The organism is Planococcus sp. MSAK28401 (genome assembly GCF_018283455.1).
Classification (GTDB): domain Bacteria; phylum Bacillota; class Bacilli; order Bacillales_A; family Planococcaceae; genus Planococcus; species Planococcus alpniumensis.
Genome location: NZ_JAAMTH010000001.1, coordinates 2,478,037 through 2,498,398 on the forward strand (window position 1 = coordinate 2,478,037; position 20,362 = coordinate 2,498,398).

At 47.3% G+C, this 20,362-nt stretch carries 26 protein-coding genes; 9 read left to right on the plus strand and 17 right to left on the minus strand.

The window, feature by feature from the left end; translation table 11 throughout:
• Positions 1–322: 322 nt before the first annotated feature.
• Positions 323–652, minus strand: coding sequence for a hypothetical protein (locus G3255_RS12615; RefSeq protein WP_211654783.1), 330 nt, complete (start codon positions 650–652; stop codon positions 323–325).
• Between the two features lie 132 nt (positions 653–784).
• On the opposite strand from G3255_RS12615, the gene G3255_RS12620 reads away from it, so the two are divergent.
• Positions 785–2,185 carry an LA2681 family HEPN domain-containing protein gene (locus G3255_RS12620; RefSeq protein ID WP_211654784.1) on the plus strand — a complete coding sequence of 467 codons (1,401 nt, stop codon included), beginning with the start codon at positions 785–787 and terminating at the stop codon, positions 2,183–2,185.
• A gap of 52 nt (positions 2,186–2,237) precedes the next feature.
• On the opposite strand, the gene G3255_RS12625 is transcribed toward G3255_RS12620, so the two are convergent.
• On the minus strand, positions 2,238–2,654 hold the full coding sequence (locus tag G3255_RS12625; protein WP_211654785.1) for an Lrp/AsnC family transcriptional regulator: 417 nt from the start codon (positions 2,652–2,654) through the stop codon (positions 2,238–2,240).
• Positions 2,655–2,774: 120 nt separating this feature from the next.
• Between G3255_RS12625 and G3255_RS12630 the strand changes: the two genes are divergently transcribed.
• Positions 2,775–3,536 (plus strand): MBL fold metallo-hydrolase, encoded by a 762-nt coding sequence (locus tag G3255_RS12630; RefSeq protein ID WP_211654786.1) that lies wholly within the window; start codon positions 2,775–2,777, stop codon positions 3,534–3,536.
• Positions 3,537–3,585: 49 nt separating this feature from the next.
• Here the strand turns inward: G3255_RS12630 and G3255_RS12635 are convergent, their stop codons facing one another.
• From G3255_RS12635 to G3255_RS12655, 5 genes are all read right to left on the minus strand, one after another.
• Entirely contained in the window at positions 3,586–3,867 is a 282-nt protein-coding gene (locus G3255_RS12635) for a hypothetical protein (protein WP_211654787.1), read from the minus strand.
• Between the two features lie 63 nt (positions 3,868–3,930).
• The gene (locus G3255_RS12640) at positions 3,931–4,113 is read right to left on the minus strand and encodes a hypothetical protein (protein ID WP_211654788.1); all 183 of its coding nucleotides are present in this window, start codon (positions 4,111–4,113) and stop codon (positions 3,931–3,933) included.
• 186 nt (positions 4,114–4,299) lie between these two features.
• Positions 4,300–4,917 carry a flavodoxin family protein gene (locus G3255_RS12645; RefSeq protein ID WP_283092921.1) on the minus strand — a complete coding sequence of 206 codons (618 nt, stop codon included), beginning with the start codon at positions 4,915–4,917 and terminating at the stop codon, positions 4,300–4,302.
• 63 nt (positions 4,918–4,980) lie between these two features.
• Positions 4,981–6,171 carry a MalY/PatB family protein gene (locus tag G3255_RS12650; RefSeq protein WP_211654789.1) on the minus strand — a complete coding sequence of 397 codons (1,191 nt, stop codon included), beginning with the start codon at positions 6,169–6,171 and terminating at the stop codon, positions 4,981–4,983.
• Between the two features lie 75 nt (positions 6,172–6,246).
• Positions 6,247–8,220, minus strand: a complete 1,974-nt coding sequence (locus G3255_RS12655) for an LTA synthase family protein (protein ID WP_211654790.1) — start codon at positions 8,218–8,220, stop codon at positions 6,247–6,249.
• Between the two features lie 186 nt (positions 8,221–8,406).
• Here G3255_RS12655 and G3255_RS12660 point away from each other — a divergent pair, with 186 nt between their 5' ends.
• Entirely contained in the window at positions 8,407–8,808 is a 402-nt protein-coding gene (locus G3255_RS12660; RefSeq protein WP_211654791.1) for a DUF2512 family protein, read from the plus strand.
• 79 nt (positions 8,809–8,887) lie between these two features.
• Here the strand turns inward: G3255_RS12660 and G3255_RS12665 are convergent, their stop codons facing one another.
• The 6 genes from G3255_RS12665 to G3255_RS12690 form a co-directional block, all read right to left on the minus strand.
• Positions 8,888–10,018: a GGDEF domain-containing protein gene (locus G3255_RS12665; protein WP_211654792.1), complete on the minus strand. Its 1,131-nt coding sequence runs from the start codon at positions 10,016–10,018 to the stop codon at positions 8,888–8,890.
• A 157-nt stretch (positions 10,019–10,175) separates the two neighbouring features.
• Positions 10,176–10,406 carry a hypothetical protein gene (locus tag G3255_RS12670; protein ID WP_211654793.1) on the minus strand — a complete coding sequence of 77 codons (231 nt, stop codon included), beginning with the start codon at positions 10,404–10,406 and terminating at the stop codon, positions 10,176–10,178.
• 76 nt (positions 10,407–10,482) lie between these two features.
• Positions 10,483–10,944 carry a VanZ family protein gene (locus G3255_RS12675; RefSeq protein WP_211654794.1) on the minus strand — a complete coding sequence of 154 codons (462 nt, stop codon included), beginning with the start codon at positions 10,942–10,944 and terminating at the stop codon, positions 10,483–10,485.
• A 51-nt stretch (positions 10,945–10,995) separates the two neighbouring features.
• Positions 10,996–13,050: a cell wall-binding repeat-containing protein gene (locus G3255_RS12680; protein ID WP_211654795.1), complete on the minus strand. Its 2,055-nt coding sequence runs from the start codon at positions 13,048–13,050 to the stop codon at positions 10,996–10,998.
• Between the two features lie 123 nt (positions 13,051–13,173).
• On the minus strand, positions 13,174–13,509 hold the full coding sequence (locus tag G3255_RS12685) for a hypothetical protein (RefSeq protein ID WP_211654796.1): 336 nt from the start codon (positions 13,507–13,509) through the stop codon (positions 13,174–13,176).
• A gap of 166 nt (positions 13,510–13,675) precedes the next feature.
• Complete coding sequence (locus tag G3255_RS12690) at positions 13,676–13,858, minus strand: hypothetical protein (RefSeq protein WP_211654797.1); 183 nt, start codon at positions 13,856–13,858, stop codon at positions 13,676–13,678.
• 129 nt (positions 13,859–13,987) lie between these two features.
• Here G3255_RS12690 and G3255_RS12695 point away from each other — a divergent pair, with 129 nt between their 5' ends.
• Positions 13,988–14,434 carry a PH domain-containing protein gene (locus G3255_RS12695; protein WP_211654798.1) on the plus strand — a complete coding sequence of 149 codons (447 nt, stop codon included), beginning with the start codon at positions 13,988–13,990 and terminating at the stop codon, positions 14,432–14,434.
• Positions 14,435–14,504: 70 nt separating this feature from the next.
• Positions 14,505–14,801, plus strand: a complete 297-nt coding sequence (locus G3255_RS12700) for a TIGR04104 family putative zinc finger protein (protein ID WP_211654799.1) — start codon at positions 14,505–14,507, stop codon at positions 14,799–14,801.
• 352 nt (positions 14,802–15,153) lie between these two features.
• Here G3255_RS12700 and lexA read toward each other — a convergent pair whose 3' ends face one another.
• Positions 15,154–17,580 (minus strand): transcriptional repressor LexA, encoded by a 2,427-nt coding sequence (lexA, locus tag G3255_RS12705; protein WP_211654800.1) that lies wholly within the window; start codon positions 17,578–17,580, stop codon positions 15,154–15,156.
• 181 nt (positions 17,581–17,761) lie between these two features.
• Between lexA and G3255_RS12710 the strand changes: the two genes are divergently transcribed.
• Positions 17,762–18,007, plus strand: coding sequence for a hypothetical protein (locus G3255_RS12710; protein WP_211654801.1), 246 nt, complete (start codon positions 17,762–17,764; stop codon positions 18,005–18,007).
• A gap of 198 nt (positions 18,008–18,205) precedes the next feature.
• On the plus strand, positions 18,206–18,502 hold the full coding sequence (locus G3255_RS20400) for a TIGR04104 family putative zinc finger protein (protein WP_211654802.1): 297 nt from the start codon (positions 18,206–18,208) through the stop codon (positions 18,500–18,502).
• On the opposite strand, the gene G3255_RS20080 is transcribed toward G3255_RS20400, so the two are convergent.
• Positions 18,460–18,693, minus strand: coding sequence for a hypothetical protein (locus G3255_RS20080; protein ID WP_249222120.1), 234 nt, complete (start codon positions 18,691–18,693; stop codon positions 18,460–18,462). The genes G3255_RS20400 and G3255_RS20080 overlap by 43 nt on opposite strands.
• On the opposite strand from G3255_RS20080, the gene G3255_RS20405 reads away from it, so the two are divergent.
• Positions 18,593–18,856: a hypothetical protein gene (locus G3255_RS20405; protein WP_442757092.1), complete on the plus strand. Its 264-nt coding sequence runs from the start codon at positions 18,593–18,595 to the stop codon at positions 18,854–18,856. The genes G3255_RS20080 and G3255_RS20405 overlap by 101 nt on opposite strands.
• A 64-nt stretch (positions 18,857–18,920) precedes the next feature.
• Positions 18,921–19,217: a TIGR04104 family putative zinc finger protein gene (locus tag G3255_RS20410; protein ID WP_211654804.1), complete on the plus strand. Its 297-nt coding sequence runs from the start codon at positions 18,921–18,923 to the stop codon at positions 19,215–19,217.
• Between the two features lie 58 nt (positions 19,218–19,275).
• Here G3255_RS20410 and G3255_RS12730 read toward each other — a convergent pair whose 3' ends face one another.
• Both G3255_RS12730 and G3255_RS12735 read right to left on the minus strand, forming a co-directional pair.
• Entirely contained in the window at positions 19,276–19,908 is a 633-nt protein-coding gene (locus tag G3255_RS12730; RefSeq protein ID WP_211654805.1) for a hypothetical protein, read from the minus strand.
• A 207-nt stretch (positions 19,909–20,115) separates the two neighbouring features.
• Positions 20,116–20,358 (minus strand): hypothetical protein, encoded by a 243-nt coding sequence (locus tag G3255_RS12735; RefSeq protein ID WP_211654806.1) that lies wholly within the window; start codon positions 20,356–20,358, stop codon positions 20,116–20,118.
• Between the last annotated feature and the right edge of the window lie 4 nt (positions 20,359–20,362).

Here is a 20,362-nt window from a genome sequence, read left to right on the forward strand (position 1 = left end):
AACCTCCTGACTTGGCGAACCAAAAAATTGTTGTTCAACTAAATATTTTGATGTTTTTCGGCATAAACCTATCGGAAAGAGGACTTTATAATCATCAAAAAATTTAGTCAGTGATTCTTAACGCTCTTTTTTCTGGAATATAGTAAATATTATACCTTTGTTCTCCTTCTTTTCACATAGACCTTAATACCTCCTATTTACTCATAAAATTATCATTCTCTTAAATAAGCAATGTCTATTCTCCTGCTATAAGTGCTTATTTAAAAGTTTTATCCGGAAATTGAAAAAGCGCTGCCATCGCAGCGCCACTTGATATCCACCATCATCCCCCTGATTTCCCGCTGCTCCCTTTCTTCTTCAATGTCACCGTCATTCCAGCTTCGGCTTTGCCGGCGACAATGAACTGCAATAGGCCGCCTGTCTCGACTGCCCCCACTACGTTCAATTCGATTGTCTCCACTTCATAGCCTTCGAAACCACGTACCATCTCTTCCAATTTGTCACGGGAAATCGGTGCGTGCCCGCGGCTTTCAGTTTCGGATGCCATCTTGAATTGTTTGATGTTCACGCCGCTCCCCTGAGCCTGAAAATCAGTTACTTGATCTTCTTCGATGACCGGCAGCCAGATGAACGGCTCCTTGGATTCCGCCATACCCATCCTCCCCTTTCGCTTTGTCTCCTGTATTCCATATTTTCTGCCAATTTCCTGCCGTGGGGTGACCAATGGACATTTTTCCCTTAGAATAGAGAAAGACACATCAAAACGCATCAAGGAGGAACTAGGATGGCAACTTTAAGCGACATCGCTCTAGCTGATGATTTAGGGCAATTTGAAATAAAAGAAATTTACGGAGCGACCCACCAGCTCCTGCAGGAAATGCAGCAAGCGAAAGCCGAAGCTTTCCCTGGCCGCATCAATGCCATGATCAATCATTTAAAGGAGCGCTTGCAAGGGAAAGCAGCATATCCGCTCGCCGTGCTGCTTGAGACCAGTTATCTATCGATCCAGCACCAGCTGAAAAAAGACTGGAACTCCGACTTGAAACAACGGCAATTGTATCTATACGACAATACGATCGAATCGTACCGTGGCCGCATTCCGTCGAATGTCTGGAACCAGGTGTGCTTGAACTATGCGGAAACGCTTGTCCACACCGGACGCTCGATCGATGCGCAAGCAGTCCTGAAAGAAATGGTCAAAGATGAAAACGATCCGTCTTACCAGCGATTGAACGGCGAATTCGGCTGGACCTTGATTTTCTATTCGACTTTCCTGCCCGTCAAAGCCGAACGTCTTGGCGCACTTGAAAAAGCGCTCGATTTATTCAAGACGGCCAAAACCGACATCAAAGATGAAAAAGGCCAAGCCCTTTACGACGAACGCATCAAACTTGCTGGGAACATGATCGATCAGCTTGGCGATGTGGATCCCGTGAAACTTGCCCAGCAGCCTGAACCAGCTGCCGACGAACAGCGCTACCTCAACTGGTGTGCCGAGCAGCAATTATTCCTTAACAGCGGCAATGATATCGAGCCGGACACGATGGCGAAGCGCGATCTTCCACTGCGCATCCAGAACAACGCGTTCCTCGGCAATTTCCTGGACTCGTTGACGCATGAATTCACGGCAATGCGTCGTTCTCTCTACATCGCCACGAACAGTGACGAAGTCGCGGACGACCATAAGATGGATGGCGACAATACGCGCTATACGAAACGCCATGAAGATTTGAAGCAAGTTTACCGCCAAGCCTATTCTCTCTTCGACAAAATGGCGCTGTTATTGAACCAGACGATGCAGCTCGGCGTCGAAGAGCCACGCGTCAATTTCCAACGCATTTGGTTCGAGGAAGAAGACTTGAAAAAGCCGCTCAAGCCATTTGTCCAGAACACGAAAAACGATGCCTTGAAAGCATTGTACTGGCAGTCGAAAGAAGTGTACGGCTATGAGAAATCGGACGAGCAAAGCCTGTTCGTGAAAAAAGCCTTGCACATCCGCAACCGCATCGACAATAGCTATTTGCAAGTGGTCGAAAAAGCGGAGCCTTTCGAAAAGGACAATGCCCGTGCACAAAGCCACCATATTACGGAAGCCGAGCTTGAGCGCATGACACTCGCCATGTGCCAAAAAGCGCGCAACGGCATGATGTACTTGCAGTTCGCCTTGGCGATCGGCAAGAAATAACTAGAGAAAAAAGCCGTGCAGTTTTTGCTGCACGGCTTTTTGTATGTATAAATCATTGCCCGTATTGCTGGATGGCAATGGTGACTTTGTAGCTCGCGAACTCGTTGATATCGTTGAGGAACTCGTCCAGTTGTTGATGCGTTGGGAAATGGCATTCAATCAAATAACAGCCTTCGCCGCTGGTCTTGAAATAACGGCTGACAGTTTCTGTCCGGCTGTTTAAGTCGTCGAGAAACTTCTGGTGACGGGGTTCGTGCATAATGGCCGTGACAAAAGCATGTACGGGATAACCGATTTTTTCTTTCGGTACCCTGATCGTATAGCCATCGATAATTCCCGCTTCCTCTAGTTTCAAGACGCGTGCAGCGGTCGCTTGCCCGGTCAAATGCACTTTTTCGCCAAGCTCTTTCATCGTCATACGGCCGCTTTGGGAAAGTTCACGCAAGATAAGTTGATCTGTCGGATCCATTGCCAGGTCAATTCCTTTCATTAATCAAGTGAAAACGCCAAAAGACCTTCACGAGGCCATCGTCTCTATAGTGAGTTACAGTATATACTAGGGTCACACCTCATGAAAGGAGTTCGAATCATGAAAATCGAACAGATCCGCAACGCTACTTTACGCATCCAATACGCAGGCAAGCATTTCCTCGTCGACCCGTTTCTCGGCGATAAAGGAAGCTATCCGCCATTCCCGAATTCCGCAAGACAAGATCAAAACAATCCTTTATCGGAATTACCGGTTTCAAAAGAACAGCTCATCGAAGGAATTGATGCGCTCATTATCACGCACCTTCATATGGATCATTACGATGAAGCGGCCAAAGAATTCTTGCCAAAACACTTGCCACTCTTCAGCCAAAACGAGGAAGATGCACAAGTGCTCCGCAACGATGGCTTCACGAACGTCACCGTTCTTGGTGAAGACACAAGCTTCGAAGGCATTCGCTTGATTAAGACACAAGGCGAGCACGGCCGTGGTGAAATCCTGAAAATGGCCGGGCTAGTATGCGGCGTTGTCTTTAAACACGAAGACGAAAAAACACTTTATATCGCAGGCGACACCGTGTGGTATGAAGGCGTTCAAAAAGAAATTGACTTGCATCAGCCAGAGATTATCGTGCTGAACGCAGGCGACAATCAATTCCTAGAAGGCGGCTCGCTCGTCATGGGCAAAGAAGATGTCCTACAAACGCATAAAGCGGCGCCGCAAGCGACATTGATCGCGAGCCATATGGAAGCCGTCAACCACTGGGCCTTATCGCGCAAAGACCTAAAAGCTTTTGCAGACGAACAAGGCTTTTCCGAAAAATTACACGTCCCGCAAGACGGCGAAGCATTCAAATTTTAACCACCAAAAAGCCAGGAACCCAAATTCCTGGCTTTTTCTTATGCAAGGATCAGGCGATCGATGCCGCACGCTTTTCCTTACCGCAGCGTTTGCAGCGATACCAGCGCATAGCCGGAACTTCTTCGACCCGTTCTTGGCGCTCGAAATCATGAAATCCGATCCGGCATAGCCAATGCTTCTCGCGATTCCCCACAAGCTGCGCAATGGCCAACACCACCAACCCGCCGACAATGAAGTAAACCGCAAATCCCTCCAAAGGAGCGAGCAGCTCAGCATCTGCAAACAATAAGATGATGCCCATCAAAATAATAAAACCTGCTAAAGTCTTCATGAACTTCCCCCTTAGAAAATCGACTATATATCAAATCTTGGCTAATATTCATTTACACATTTGCTATAAATGAACGCGCATTTGCTTTACTCCTTTAAAACTAGAGATGAAGCGGATGGCGGTGACGCCTGGGGGACTGAGTGGGACTGGCGAGACAAATGTGACGCGCTTTTTGCGGCACATTGGCTCGACGCCCCCACCAACCCGGGCAGCTGAAAACGCGACGTCCTGTCGCTTCAGCTGCATGACCCGCATCCTGCGGGCCCCAAGCGTGCCCCTTGCAACGGAATCTCCACGCCAGAAAAATTCCACTATAAACTTTCATTGTACTGTAAAACGCGTCCTGAAACAGAGTCTCCAACATTTATATGTATCTGTCCCCCCACTTCCCAATACAAAAACCCCTTCTCAAAAAAGAGAAAGGGCTCTGTTTTACAATGTATTGCCTTCTGCTGGAATCGGGTTCTCTTTCAGCATATTCGCTAAATGGTACGTATTATACGCTAAGCGCTGGATCGCTGATTTGGAGAAGTCGTTGCCATGCCCCGCTTCCAAATACGATGGCCCTGGACCGGCTTCCCCGACCCAATACGCATCCACATTCGGCGGGATGACAAATCCGATATGCGACAAGCCGTACAAGAGGGAGGCTGCTGAATGCTTCGCCCCGTCTTCATTGCCAGTAATGACGGCGCCGCCGACTTTATTATAGAAAATCGCCTGGCCTTTATCATTGGTTACGCTGCTCGATCCATATAAACGTTCGATAGCTTGTGTGGCAAGCGAACTTTTTTCGCCCAGCCAGATTGGCGTCCCGATGATCAGGATATCAGCATCTTTCACTTTTTCCAGAATCTCCGGCCATTCGTCGCCATCTTCCATGTCTTCCTCCACGCCGTAAGCGATGTAGTAATCTGCCAAACGGATGATTTCCGACTCGACACCGAGTTTTTTGTAATGTGTTTGAACATCCTTCATGAATCCTTCAGTATTGGATTCGTCTTCTGAACTCTTCAAAGAACAATTAAGAAATATTGCTTTCAAAGCCATGCAGGCACGTCCTTTCGTTTTCCGTCTCATTTTAGCTTTCCCTGAAACGGCGCGAAAAAAACATTAGTTCACATCTTCGAATTCCTTAGCGATTCGTTCCATTGCTTGTTGGATAAGCGGGCGCGGCGATGGGATGCAGATGCGCTGAAACCCTGCGCCTTCAGGACCGAACATCGTACCGTCCTCCAAAATGACATTCGCTTTATTATAGATGCGTTCATGGATTTCCTTGTCCTCGAGCCCGTAGCCGCGGAAATCGAGCCACATGACGTAAGTCCCTTCCGGAATGCGCACTTTCACTTTCGGCATGCGCTCAGCCAGGAAGTCTTTCATCCATTCGAGCGTGCCGTCAAGGTATTCATTCACTTGCCCGAGCCAGTCGTCGCCTTCTGTATAAGCAGCGATGAGTGCTGCGACTGTAAACGGCGTCGGCAATTGCATGCCGAGTTCCACAGTGAATTTCTCACGCAAGGCTTCGTTTTCGATGATGACATTCGTGCAATGCAGCCCCGCCACGTTGAAAGTTTTGTTGATGGCCGTGCACGTGATGATGTGGTCGGTCTCATCTGCTGCCAGAACCATCGGTGTGAAAGTTTGTCCGCTGCGCACCAAGTCGCCGTGGATTTCATCGGCGATGATCGTCACATTATGGCGCTTACAGATGTCCGCAAGCTGATTCGATTCTTCTGGCGTGAACACGCGCCCTGTCGGATTGTGCGGATGGCAATGAATGAATAATTTCGTATCTTCGTCTTTCGCGAGCTCCTCGAATTCTTCGAAGTTGATCGAGTAATGGCCATCTTCATCCATGACGAGTGCGTTGTTTTTCACGACGCGCCCGTTTCCTTCGACAGCGGAGGTAAATGGCGGATAAACCGGCCGCTGGATAATGACACCGTCCCCCGCTTCGGTCAAGGCTTTTACAGCGATATTCAAAGCGTGCACCGTTCCTGGGCTGAAAACGATGTGTTCTTTGGCGATCGACCAGTCATAGCGCTTGTGGAAGTATTGTTGGATGGCCTCGAAATACGTATCGGGCAAAATCGTGTAACCGAATATGCGGTGGTCAACCGTTTTATGGAGCGCATCGACAATCGGCTGTGCGACCGGCAAGTCCATATCCGCCGTGAACAGCGGAATCGTCTCGTCATCGTAGCGATCGGTGATGCCGAATTGCTTAATCAACTCCGCCCCGTCCCATTTCAGTGAATAGGTCCCGCGGCGTTCGACCGCTTCATCAAAATTATAGTTCATGCAAAAACTCCCTTTCTCGAATGGATACAACACATCTAGTGTACCGCTCCTATCCGGTGAGTTGGTGAATTTTGCTTATGGTTGACTGTTGAATTTTTTAATCATATTGCCGCTTAGCACGTCATCGGACTTCCGGAGTTCTTCCAAGCCAATTTTGAAAACTTCTTTGCACGCTTCGACATCAAGCGCTTCACCGGTTGCTCTCTCGAAACAGCTGCCATTGTCGTATAACCCATCCGAACTTGCGATAAAACTGAGTTCATTGGTGATGAACGAGCCATTGCGGAATGTCGCTTGGGCGTCTTGTGCATTCCACATATTGCTGCCGACAAAATAATGCTCGGCTGGGTCACCGCCAAGTACATCGAGTAAACTTGGAGCGAGATCGAGCTGGCTTGCCACTTGATTGAAAGTTTTCGGTTCAGCTCCAGGAATCTGAAGAATGAGCGGCACGTTTTTATTCGTCTCAAAATAGCTCAGCGGATCATCAGCCTCTGTAAATTCCACAAACGCTTCTGTATTCCCACTCATCCCCGTGCTATGGTCCCCGTAAATTACCAGCATGGTATCATCCAGTATGCCTTTTTGCTCGAGGCCATCCACAAATTTGCCGATCGCCCGGTCAACATAATGAATCGACTGCAAGTAATTATTAAAATGACGATCGTGGTAGCCATCGTATTGGCCTTCTGTATCGAGAAATTGCAGATGTTCTGGCATCTCAAACGGGTGATGGCTCGTTAAAGTGACAATATGTGAATAAAACGGCTCCGTAAATGTTTCCATTTTCTCTAGTGATTGATCAAGCAAGGCTTCGTCATTGATCGCCCAGCCGATAATTTCTGCTTCCTCAAAATCCCCTTCCGAATAAAAACGGTCGATGCCGAGTTGAGGATAAATGATGTAACGGTTCCAAAAACTAGGTTTGTATGGATGAAAGACGCTTGTTCCATAGCCTTGTTCTTTCAATATTGAAGGCAAGGCATCGAACTGGTTTTCCGCATAGAGCATATAAGCGGAACCTGCAGCAGTCGGATATAAGGAAGTGTTCAATAGAAACTCGGCATCTGAAGTCCGGCCAAGCGCCGTTTGTTCATAGAAGTTCGGGAAATAGAGATTTTCCCTCGCCAAACGGTTCAAGTTCGGCGTGATCTCTTGCCCATTCACTTCACGGTTCAGAACGAAATTCTGCAGCGCTTCCACTTGCAGAACGATAACATTCTTGCCTTCCGCCATGCCGGAATATGGACCTGGCATGCGCTCGGCATTGCGCCCGTCAAACCAATCCTGAGTCGCTGAGATTTCATCTTCGCTATACACTTTCCGGTTGATGAAATTATCGTCGATATAGCGTGTGATATTGGCACTGTGGAAGCCGAGCAAACCGGTGAAATTATACACCCGCATATTCGAAATCAATTTATTGAACTGCCACGCACCGCCGTCTTCCATCGATTTATTGAATGGCACCGCTGTCAATTGCCAACCGAGCACGAGCACCAATAACGCCGTCCCGACTTTCGCAAAGCCCGACGGTTTCGTAGCAGCCGTTTTTTTCCGGCTGATGAACAACCAAAGGATTGCCATCAGCAGTACATCTGCCAGTAACAGTGCATCACTTAAGCGGAACAAGGCAAAAATGCTTTCCCCAACATCGCCCACTTGGCGCATTTGCATCAACACCGTTACAGAAATGATGTCTTCGAAATAACGGAAATACAAAGTATCCGCTAAAATGATGAAACTCAGCACCAGGTTGGTGATGGCCATCCAAAACAACCGTTTTCGGCCATGCAACAGCAACAGCCAAAACGTACCAAGCAGGATCGTTCCGACGCTGATCAGCATTACTCCTTCAAAGATTCCTTTGCTCTCTCCCCCAAAGAGCCACGAAAAGAATTGTTGAACGTACGCGAACGGCTCAAGCGTCGTAAACAAGGTGCCGCTTACATTTGAAAAATAATACACTTTTCCAAGCAATAATAAGACAAATAAAGCATAATCCCACTGGTTAAGGAGGAATTTTCCGGCTGATTTCAATTTTTCCAATCACAAAACGCCCTTTTCTCTTTTTCTCATAATATTACCATAATGGTGATTCTTTTCTTCCATTTTTTGAATATTTTTGTGTTTTTTTGCCCACTCTTTTATTCCCAATAAAAAAAGCACGCATATCCTTCTATTGAAACGGGTAAAGGTTTTTATAGCTCATTCCAATTAAAAAGGGGGGATTCCGTGAAACATCTTATTGCACTCGCCATTAAATTCGTCATTATTACACTTGTCTTGCTGGTTATCCTGACATGGGCATTCGATGTCAGCTTCATGAATACTTTGATGATCAGCCTCGCGCTTACTGCTTTATCTTATGCAATCGGCGATTTGCTCATCTTCTTGAATGCAGGAAAACCGACCCACCAATCAACCCGCAATACGCTAGCTACATTTGCTGATTTTATCATGGCACTGGCTGTCATTTTGCTGATTGGCTGGCTGTTGACCGGCGAACTCGCTTCCATGGTCGCCCCTGCACTCGTCAGCGCATTGGTGCTGTCGGCAGGCGAATGGTTTTTCCACCAATACGTCGACCGCAGTGTTGTCCCGTGGTATAACGAATACAAATCGGCCAAAGGTTAAAAAAACGCTATCCCATTACAATTGGGATAGCGTTTTTTTGGCAGCAAATTTGCTTCACGTCTTTCAAAATCACTAAGTGTTAGGCGTTCACTTGTTGTCTCGTCTTCAGTTCGGCACCGGTTTTAATCGATGCGACCGAAACTTTATTGCGGCCGGATTTTTTCGATTGGTAAAGCGCACGGTCCGCCTGTTCGATCAATACATCAAGCGGCTGCTCTGTTGCTGAAATCGCAGCTCCAAGCGAGACCGTTAAACGCCCGCCCGGCTGTTTGTCAGCACCGTAAAACTCATAGTTCTCGATGCGTTCGCGCAAGCCATCTGCCAGTTCGAATGCCTGCTGTTCAGTCGACACCCCCGTGAAGCACAAGATGAATTCTTCACCTCCGTAGCGGGCGATGACATCTTCGGGCCTCGCGATTTCTTCCATCAGCCGGCCGATCGACCGCAGCACACAGTCTCCTGCCGGATGGCCATGCGTATCGTTGTAATTCTTGAAATGATCGACGTCCATCATGACAATCGCCATCGGAACACCGCGATACTTTAATTCACGTACCTGTTCATGGAAAAACCGAAGATTCGGCAAACCCGTCAAGGCGTCATGCGTCGAGTCGTGTTCGAGCGCTTTCCAGCGGATGATGTTGCGGTGTGTATCGTTGAGAATCCAGCCCATCGCCAATACGCCAATCGCCCCCATCAAAGCCATGATAATTGCCATACTGGCAGTCGCTGGAGTTGACCACGCCATCCACACAGATTTAATCACTTCAAATACCATAAAGCCGAGCATCATGCGTTTAATGCTCACCAGCGCATAAGGCGGCCGGTAATTTTTCCAGTCATGGAACAGGCTGCCAATCAACACAGGCAGCAGGATCCCTTGCGAAATGCCTTGCAAAACGGTCGGGCCTTCCATCATCACTCTGTAAATCGCCGGGATAATCAAGGCCACAATACCAGGCAGCCAGCCTCCAACAAAAGCGATGAAATACAAGGGCGCTTCACGAAGGTCGACTCGCATGCCTTCATGAATAAGGGGATTGTACATGATGACAAACGCCAATACTCCCATTAAAAACCCATTCAACAAGGGTGCTTTTCGCGAATTTGCAATGGTTGGCACGACATACTCGCGCGCTTTCAACCCGAGGTACATCATCGCTATAATCAACGCCATATTTTCAAGGAAATAAAAAAAATACGTTTCCATCACTACACCCCACTCTAATCAGTATCCTAAGTTTAGCAGGGATTATGTTTTCGTACATATAGTTTGGAAATAAATTAAAATTTAATAGGTGTTTAATCTGATATAACGCCATAAAAAATACCGCAAACGCTCATTTTTGAGCATTGCGGTACATTCTTTACAGATCCAACAACAATTTCGACAGGCGATGCGATTGTTCGTCCAGCTCTTCATGTTTTTTCACAAGGTCCCCGAGCTTCGCTTTCATTGCGTCGACATCTTGATCGTCTTCGAACTGTTTGGTAATCTCGACCTGTTCCTGCAATACCTGGATCGTTTGTTTTAAGTTTTCACGGTATTCGGTGCTCACCGCAAATTTTTCCTCTTTGTCTTTCAACTTATCTTTCATCGGTATCCACCTCCTGCTTGTTCTATTCCCGTTGTCTGCTATCAAAAACACCGTTTTGCCAAAATTAAAAAGGCCGTTACCAGTTGGTTTCGGCCTTCTTATCGTGTTGCCATTTAATTTTCGCGAATAGCCAGTAGCATAACAAACCTGTCGCTGCCCCTGCACTGTCGATCAAGACATCGCGAATTTCCCCACTACGCCCCGGAATGAATAATTGATGGAATTCATCGGAAGCAGCATACAGCGCACTTAAGGCGAATGCCCACAATGCTGCTCGCCCTGAAGCCATTCCGTTTTTTTCAAGCGCTCGGGCAAACAATATCCCCAGCACAAGATAGGCAAAGAAATGCGCGCTTTTTCGGAATAAGGTATGAAGCGTTTCGAACTCCACCGGGATGAATGATGCCACGGCTTCGAACACTTGCCGGACGATTTCCGAACTGATGCCGCCGGACACGCCGGCTGGTTGATGCGATAAGATAAATATAAGAACCATCCATAGGGCCGGCCACAGCCAGGCCAGCAATTGCTTTTTCATCCTGCCAAATCCTTTTCGTTCTTGTCATGCTTCCATTATAACCTAGCACTTTCAATCGACAAGCGCTTCGAGTGAACGGACCATTTCTGCATCGATCAAGTCTTCCGAATCGACGACCAAAAACGATTCATACTGCGCAAGTTGCCACTTCAATTCTTCAGTCAAGCCGCCATCATCTACCAAATACAGTGAAGCATTCCGTCTCGCTGCAGCAGTCGCCGCAGACAAAGCATCGGTGAAACTCGATGCCGGAGCTAAAACAGCCATGCGGCGCTTTGCATCTTCTTCTTTTGTGCGGGCTTCGATCGACAACCGGTCAGCAGCAAGCACGATATCGCTGCGTCCCGCCATCGCTTCGGTCGTCTCGCGCGGCAGGCGGTTGCCTTTTGATAGCAGAATTGGGTATTGATTCTGCGCCGCGAAGACTGAAGCCAGCGAGACATCTTTGAACGTCGCCCCATCCGCAACGACAGCGCCCACAGAATCAATGCGTTCCGATACCAATGCCGCTGTTTCATAGCGATTGACGCCACCGATCCGCTCGGTTTCCACGTTCATCAAAGACAATGCTTCTAGCTGCGCATCTGAAATGACCGGCGCACCGCCAAGAATAATGGCCTTTTTTACCCCGAGACGCTCGATTTCCGCTTTCGCCGAGGCGTTTAGCCGCCCTTTTTCAGTAAACAGCAACGGCCCGCCTTCCAAATAGGCCAGTGGCGCACCGGATAAAGCATCCGCAAAACTTTCACCTGTGGCGAGCACTACGGTTTCTGCCGAATCCCATACTGCCTCTGACAAGAGGGCTGCCGTTTCGTAGCCATCATCGCCGCTGATTTTCGTCACTGCTGCCGCTTTCGGTTCGGGCTCTCCACTGAACGCCGCGATGCCGCTGCCGCCATAGACATATACGGTGTCATTTATAGAAGTGAGCAGTTCACTGCCTGAAGGCACGCTCTCCTGTGCCACTTGGTTTCCATTTGCATCATAGAACTTCAAACTCCCGCCGCCAAGCACCACAGCACCGCCAGACGGAGACAGCGCCGCCGCTTCAACGGAATGCTCCAGCACTTTATTGAACCCACCGTTTGGCGCCATCACTTGCAAAGCACCGAGATGATACGAATTGCCGAGCGCACTTGTCCCTTGCTCCTGAAGCAATAGTAAGCGATGATCGTTTTGCTGCTGATGGCTCAGTGAGGATTCAGTCACGACCGGCCGGTAGCGGTCCTCAAGTGCACGGAATGATGCCGAGCGAATTGGCTGGCGCAGGCGTTCGCCCCCCTTTGCATTTAAAAAAGCCCATTCTTCGGAATCCACAAACTCGACAATCGCCCCGTTGGAATCGGCCCCGGCTAGCCTCACTTCTTCTGACGCCGGCAAAGCTTTCTCATATTTCACTTTTGCTTCATCCAGCGAGCGCGCCACCAGTGTCGGCGCATCCAGCTCTTCGTTCGGCGCTTTTATATAGTAGACGATTCCGTCTTTTACTGTGTATGGTTCCAGTACGTTGTCCGACTTCCAATTCTTGCCTTTTAAAAGTGAGAATCCATGAAGTACCGAACCATCAAAATACATCAAATACCCAGTTGAAATAACTGCTTGCCGCAAATCGCCCCCCGCTATATCTGCAACCGGCGGGCCGTCGAGTTTATGCACAAGCATTTGCGCCCCGAGATTGCCAGTGATGATGACATGTCCCGACTCGAGCGCGAGCTCCGCCCCAGAACTGCTCATGCGAAAGCCATCCGGAAGAGCAAACGATGCTGATTCTTTGCCGTCCACTAAATCATGAACCGACACTTCATTGCCGGATATCATGACAAACGACTGATCGTCAATTGCATAACGGGCTCCTGCTAGCTCCTTGCGCCATAATTCATTGCCCTCTGCGTCATAGCTGACGATTGCCTGCGCTTCCATCTGGTTCTCGAGCACCGCTATGATTTGTTTGTCCACAACGGAAAACTCGGCCGCTTTGATGCCGTCTGGAAGCTTAACCAGTTCCCGGTATTCTGTTTCTGAGGCAAGTGCTTCTTGCGTAAACATGCCCACTCCCCCCGCCGCTGCGAGCAAGGCTATGCCTATTCCCATTTTGACCTGTTTCATATATGTCCCCCTCTTCTCCTCGCTGTCTTCTGTTAGCCTAATGATAAAAGGTTAAGGAAATGTTAAAAAACCGATAAAACGCCCCGTCTGGATTGTCGGAATCCAGACGGGGCGCCTATGAGATCATACCGTTTCTTCGCGTTTCGGATGCGGCTGCCTGATATCGACCGCATACACTTCGATTTTGTTGACCATCAAGTCTTTAATGCCGTAGACCGGGCGTTCGCGGCTTTCGGCATCCACGAAGAATTCATTGCGTTTTTCTTGTAAGAAGACGCCAATCGGCTTATTGGCATCGGCGATTTGAGCCGCCGCATAGTGGAAGGACGTCTCGAAATACAAATTGGAGATTTCGATCGCCTTCAAGGTTTCTTCGTCTTTATGTAAAACGAGCACTTTATAGTAATTGCCGTACTCGTCGCGCACTAAATCCTGTTGTTCGATGTTCTGCATGCTCATCCAAATTCCTCCTTCAACTAGTGTCGATTGGAATTGCCTCAGTTATTCCTATAGATAGAACAAGGTGAGCTTAAACCATTTTTTCGAGAAGCTAGTTAATTCAGTGTCCGGCCTGAGTTTGAGAGTGAGAGGGGTACTAGCCAGCAAGGGAAAGGGGCGCTGCCGCTTACCGTTTATGCTTGCTCCAATCATAAGGTTCTTGCGTCCAGTCCAAAAATAAATAGATCGCAAATACCATACTGGCAAATAGCAGGCTATCTCCCCAATGGATTTCACCTTGGGAGAAATAATCTTTGACCGATAAGCCAATAAAAATTACCAAAGCTATTTTCATGTTTTTCTTTAGCATATGCTCTCTCCTTCATTCTTGCTAAGCCTAATTTATCATCCATTCGTTAATGTTCGTTTCAGAAAATGATCCTGAATTAATGAAGCTTTTGGCGTTTTCATCCGTATAGATGCATAGAGGTGAGCATATATGACTTTTCGTTCGAAAATTGACTCGTTTTTTATCCGTTTCATCCTGTCGGCACTCCTGATCATCGCTGCAGTCTCGTTTATTCCGCTATTTTTTGAAGGTGCTCCATTTTCAGCTTTCGTGATCGTCACGGTTACTTTCTCCGTAGCCACTGCCCTTATTCTGTGGATCGCTTTCGCCATCCGCTATGTCTTTCTGGAAAATCATCTTCTCGTAAAAGCCGGCCCTTTCAGAAGCCGCATCCCTTACGACAGCATCTCGAAAGTCACTGCGACACGCGATATTTTCACGGGCTACCGCCTATTGTCGTCGCGGGATGCGCTCGAACTGATCAACAACAAAACAATATTGGGAACGGTGAAAATCTCGCCCGAAAACCAAGGTGCTTTTATTGCCGAGCTGAAAAAGCGGTGTCCTGATTTGAAGGTTGATGAAAAGATTTCTTGACCGGTCCTCAAATAAGAAAAACAAGAGTATGATGAAAAAAACATGATGTTTTAATCGAAAGGAGTCTCTCATGCCAAATTGCCAAAACTGCGGTTTTAAATGGAGTTGGAGCGATATGATCAAAGTTGCCCTGAAAGGAAACATGCCTTGTCCGAATTGCCAAAAAGACCAATACGTCAAAAGCGGCCGGAATCTCTTCGGGGCGTTTTTGACGATGATGCCATTTGTGCTGCTGTATTCCTATCTTACTTCCGATTTCGGTTTCAGCTGGCCTTTGGCAATCACCGCGTTCGCCTTTATTATGACGCTTAGTACAGTCATGGGGCCATTCTTCTATAGATTATCGAATACGAAAGAAAGTATTTAAAAACAGCCCGCGGGTTATTTTTACTGATTCTAGAAAAAAGTAAGAAGCCATGTTTTACGAAGCTTATCGCTCGCGCCCAAGCCTCCTCAGCCGCTACGCGTCTTGCGGGGTCTCGGTCGTCTCCCTGATCCACAGGAAAGATAAGGTCAACCTACGGAAGAACTTATCTTTGCGAAAGTAATGCGCAGCATTATTGAGCAGACGGGGTTACGAGCGAACGCTTCTCCAAATACTTAGATAGATCATTGACTTTGAACGGCGAAAAGATGGTCCCATTTTAATTCATAACTGATTAATAGACTTCTTCAACACTGTAAATAAAAACAGCCCGCGGGCTGTTTTTTAATGCCTTCTATTTTTTCATTACACCAATGACCCGTCCGTTGATGTAGACGTCTTCACTGCGCATCATGATCGGTTCAAATTCGGGGTTTTCCGCGACGAGCAAGATCTCGCTGCCCATCGGCATATACTTTTTCATCGTCGCTTCGCCGTCGATGACCGCGATGACGATGTCACCGTTCGATGCCGTGTTTTGCTGGTGGACGACGACCATATCGCCTTTATCGATGCCGGCGCCGATCATGCTGTCACCTGTCACCGTCAGCAAGAAACTGTCTTTCGGCGAGACAAGCCAGTCGCGCGGCAAACTGTGCGCGGTCTCGTAATTTTCAGAAGCAAGCGCAGGAATGCCGGCAGCGACGTTTCCAATGAGCGGCACTTCCGCCAATTCATGCACCTGAATCAATACGTCTTCGCCCGCTTCACGCACTTCGATGTCCGCACCCGGTTCTTGGGCGTACTCGTAATCGCGGCCGTTCTTCAAGTTTTTATATAAGCTGCGCTGCTTCGTGTCCGGCAAAAAGCGCGGCTGGCATTTCGGCAAGTCCTGCACTTCTTCGCCTTTTCGGTCGATGATCTTCACCGATAAGCCGTCCGTCGCGATGCCGTAGAACGCCTGGCCATCCGCTTCCAAATAACTTTTCAATTGAGTCACCGCGTCATCGATGCCTGTTCCGAAACGTTTCACTTCAGCGATAATATATGGCCGCGGCACGCCGTCTACATAAATTTCGACCGCGATATCACAATAGCCTTTTTTCGAAAACTGTTGGACCGGGTATTCGAGCTGCATCATCTCATACGGGTAGCTGTAGGTTTCATGGAGTTCACGGAGGAGCCATTGACGGGTCAATTCCTCTTTGGAATGCAAATCGATCAATTGATCAGCCAAGCGGTACTCGGTCATGCTGATGGATTCGAACGGGCGAAGCGCTGCGTCTTTTCTTAGGCGCAAATGCTTGCGGTCGATTTCCTTAATGAATTTCGACGGCTTTTTCACCGACGACATATACAAGAGTTCATTCGCGCGCGTCATGCCGACGTACAATAGCTTGCGTTCATCGGAATCGATCGTCTTCTGGTCTTCGGCATCATCGTAAAGCTCCTGCGGAATGACGCCTTGATTCAAATCGATAAGGAAAATCACTTTGAATTCCAGGCCTTTGATCGAATGCATCGTCACCAGCTTCACTTTATCTGATTCAAAATCCGGCTCATTGCTTTGGAGGATCTCGCACGAAATGCCTTTAGCCGCTAAATCCGCGGCGGCGCTTTCGACCGAGCGTTTGCCGCGTGCGACGATGCACATTTCCGATAAGCGGTAATCGCCTCGCAGCCGCTCGATTTCTGCGGCGAGAAAGGCCACTTGCTGCTCGGGCTGCATGAAGAACTGGTAAATCGGCGGGTGGCCGTGCCGGTCGATGAGTGCCGGCTTGACGAAATCGACGTTCGACTGGATGGTTTCGTCCGCTTCGATCAAATCGAACGCAGCTTGCGAAATCTCCGTCGTCGTCCGGTAGTTCTTGCTCAAAGTCCGTGATTTCCCGCTCATGTCATAGCCGATCGTCGTATACGGCCGCCCTTTGCCGAGCCAGGAATCCGGGTAAATGCTTTGCGTATTGTCCGCCACAAACATCAGCGAAGAATGAGTCTTTTCCTTATACAGCTCTTTCAGGAATTCAAGCTGCACACGCGTCAAATCCTGGCTTTCGTCAATGATGATATGGGTATACTTGCCGCCGTTCGAACGCCTCATTTCCTCAAGCGCCAGTTCGTTCATTTGCTTGAATGAAACGAGTCCTTCTTTTCCCAGAAATTCACGGTATAATCTCGCTACTTCAAACACCGCTTCACGGGTCGGCGAATTTTTCAATAATTTTTGCGGCGTCCCGCTATTTCCAGAAGCCCGCCCGATACGGTCGACCGATTGGTAGGTCTCGATATCCGTCATCGTACATGCCGTAATCCATTCCGCCTCATCTTTCAAGAACTTTTGGTTTTTCGGCGTCAACAGCTTCACATCCGGATGGGATTTCTTCACTTCGTGGATTGCCTTCGTGAGTACTTGCCATTCCTTTTCTGCTGGTGCAATGGACAGCTTGCGGTTCGTGCGCCGCAAGTATTTCATAAATTGCCCGTACATGAGTGAATCGATCGTCGCGATCTTCACTTCTGCGTTCGATGAAAACAGCCGCTCCGCCTCTCCTGCAGCCGCATCCGCCAAACGCTCGTATTGAAATTTTATGTAATTGAGCAAAGTCTTGTTATACGTTACCAATAAAATCTGGTCATCTTCCTCGTGACAATAATGATCCATCAAAAAATGAATCCTCCGAATCGCCACCGTTGTCTTGCCAGATCCGGCCACCCCTTTTACCAACATCGGCCCGCCCGGCTCCACTTCCACAATGCGCCGTTGCTCCATATTCAATTTCATCTCTCGCACCCTCTCCATTTACAACTTATACCTTTATTCTAAGAATATTGTCATGCAATAGCAAGGTCATACTACACTTAATCCAGCTTATATATTGGCCCATTGACAAACTATTTATCCATAAGGCATCTTAAACCGCATAAAAGAGGTATACTAGGCAAGTAGCGAAGGAGTGGTTCTGATGATGAAAATATTGGATGTTCCGACACGGCCGATTTCTCAAGTGATGCGTTCACCGCTGGAAATTTTCCAACTGGCCCGTCAAGAAGGAACCGGCGTTTACATCTTCAACGACGAACAAGTGGCTGGCGTCATGATCAGCCAGGAACAATACGAATCGCTGAACAAAGAAATCGAATTTCTCCACGACCAACTCGCCCACCTCGTCGCTGAAAAGCGCATCTTGGATAAAGACGGGCACAAGTAAAAATAATTCCAATCTTGAAATCACCGCCATTTCTTTTACATAGAAATGGCGGTGGTTTTTTTATCAACTTATTTTCGTTAGGCAAATCAATTTGAAGGGTAGGATTCCTTAATTTATTCCCAATAATTTGGATTACTTCTGAAATCAAGGGTATATAAAAAAAGACAAGTAAAAATTCACTACGGAAGGACCATGACGATGCCTCATTGCGAAAACTGCGGAACTAAGTGGAACTGGGCCGACACGTTAAAAATCGGCTTCAAAAACAATAAAAAATGTACGAATTGCGGGGAACGACAATACGTCGTGCCTGATCTCAGCCTCAAAACTTACATACTGTATCTTTTGCCTGTAATCACCTTAATCGTATTAAATATTCTCTTTGAGTTTTCGACGGGCCTTTTCATAGCACTGGCAACCCCTTATATACTCGTTGCCATTGTTTTCATGCCTTATACAATTAAACTCTCAACAAAGCAAAAACCCATCTGGTAAAAAATCAATTGTCGAAAACCCGTTGAAGAAAGGAAGTATTTTATGCCCCATTGCCAAAACTGTAATTTCAAATGGAGCTGGAAAGATGTCATGAAGCTCAGTTTGAAAGGCAAGAAAGAATGTCCGAACTGCCATAAAATCCAGTACATATCGGCCAAATCGAATTTCTGGAGTACTTTTTTGACTTCCATGGTTTTTCTCCTTCCCATGAACTTCCTGCATGCTTATTACGAAATTAGCTGGCTATGGATTTTCCTTGCTATACCGATTTACATACCGCTTGTTTTGCTACTGATGCCTTTCTTTTACAAACTATCGAGCACACAAAAACGCTTCGGCAAAACGGTCGGATAATCAGTCATGTGCATCTAAATCTTTTAAGTCTATGTATATACGGTTACCAGAAAGGATGAACCCTATGCCTCACTGTCAAAATTGCGGATACCAGTGGAACTGGAAAGACATGTTCAAGCTCAACCTTAAAGCAAAGCAAGAATGTCGAAATTGCGACACTCTCCAATATCCAACATATCAATCGCATTTCTGGAGCTATATGCTGTTCCTCATTCCTTTTGTTCTGGTGTTCAATTACGTCCGTATCTATATGGAAGCGGGTTGGGCGATTCTTATCCTTATCTTTTTGGTGCATATAACGCTTGCTTTATTAGTAATTCCATTTTTGCTCAAGTTATCGAATACGAAACATAGTTTTTAACAACATTTTAGAGCATCAAAAAACGCAGCCGGTCGATGGCTGCGTTTCAAAATTTCCGCTATCTGATGTCTTCGATTAGTTGATCTTTATCATTAAAATCAATTTTACCGATTTTGCCTTCTTGCGGCACGATTGCCCTGCCCTCGAAATCATATTCGTCCGCCTCGCCCTCTGCTTCGTATAATACTTTGAATGTAAAACTGTACAACGTATCTCCGTTGTCACTTTGTACAATATCGATGTCCGAAGTGCTTATTCGGTAGTCGCTATCACTAAAACTATAGTAGAATGCACCGCTTCTGGAAAAATTATCATAACCATTGTCAGTAAAATACGCCGCGTAACTTTCTTCCATATAATCCGTTAAGTTCGTGTATGCAGGGGATTTTAGAAAGTCGTTATATTCTTCCTCGCTCGGATCCACGGGTTGCTTTTCAGCCATCGCATCCCATAAGTCCCTGTATTTTTCATCCGGACCATTGAATTCTTTTTCAATAACCGCGCGGATCGCTTCTTCGCTTTCATCGATCCTCTCTTCAAGTTCAGTCGTCTCCGTTGATTCCACAATTTCTTCAGATTCCGTATTCTCCGCCGATTCTTCATTTGAACAGCCTACCAGCATCATGCTCAGAAAAAGCAATATCACTGCGCATTGCAGTAAATTTCTGTACCGACTGAATCCGCTCTCCATGGCCATTCCCCCTTTCCTTTCAATGAAAATCGAATTCCAAGAAAGCTTATGACAACTATACGTTGGAACTCTTGAAAAGATTCACTTTTCTTACAATTAACTGACAGGTTCACTGCAACTTTCGAGTTTTTCTATCGGCTTATTCGAAGCAAGGGAAATCTATCTCCACATACCAGAAAAGCATAAAAAACACCTGAACAAAATTGTTCAGGCGTTGACTTTGGGTGTCTCTGGATGCAAATAGCTGTCAATGAACTGCGCCGCTTCTTCAAGCGTTTTGTATTCCCACGTCATGCCATTGGACAGGTCGCGGATGACCAGTCCCCCGGTGCTTGGCTCACACTGAACGATAAGCGTTTTACCGTCTTCGGAGTTGAAGGTCTGGGTAATGCGCACGCCGCGATATTCGAGAAGCGTGGATAAAAATGTGCGGATACTCTCTAACTTCATACGG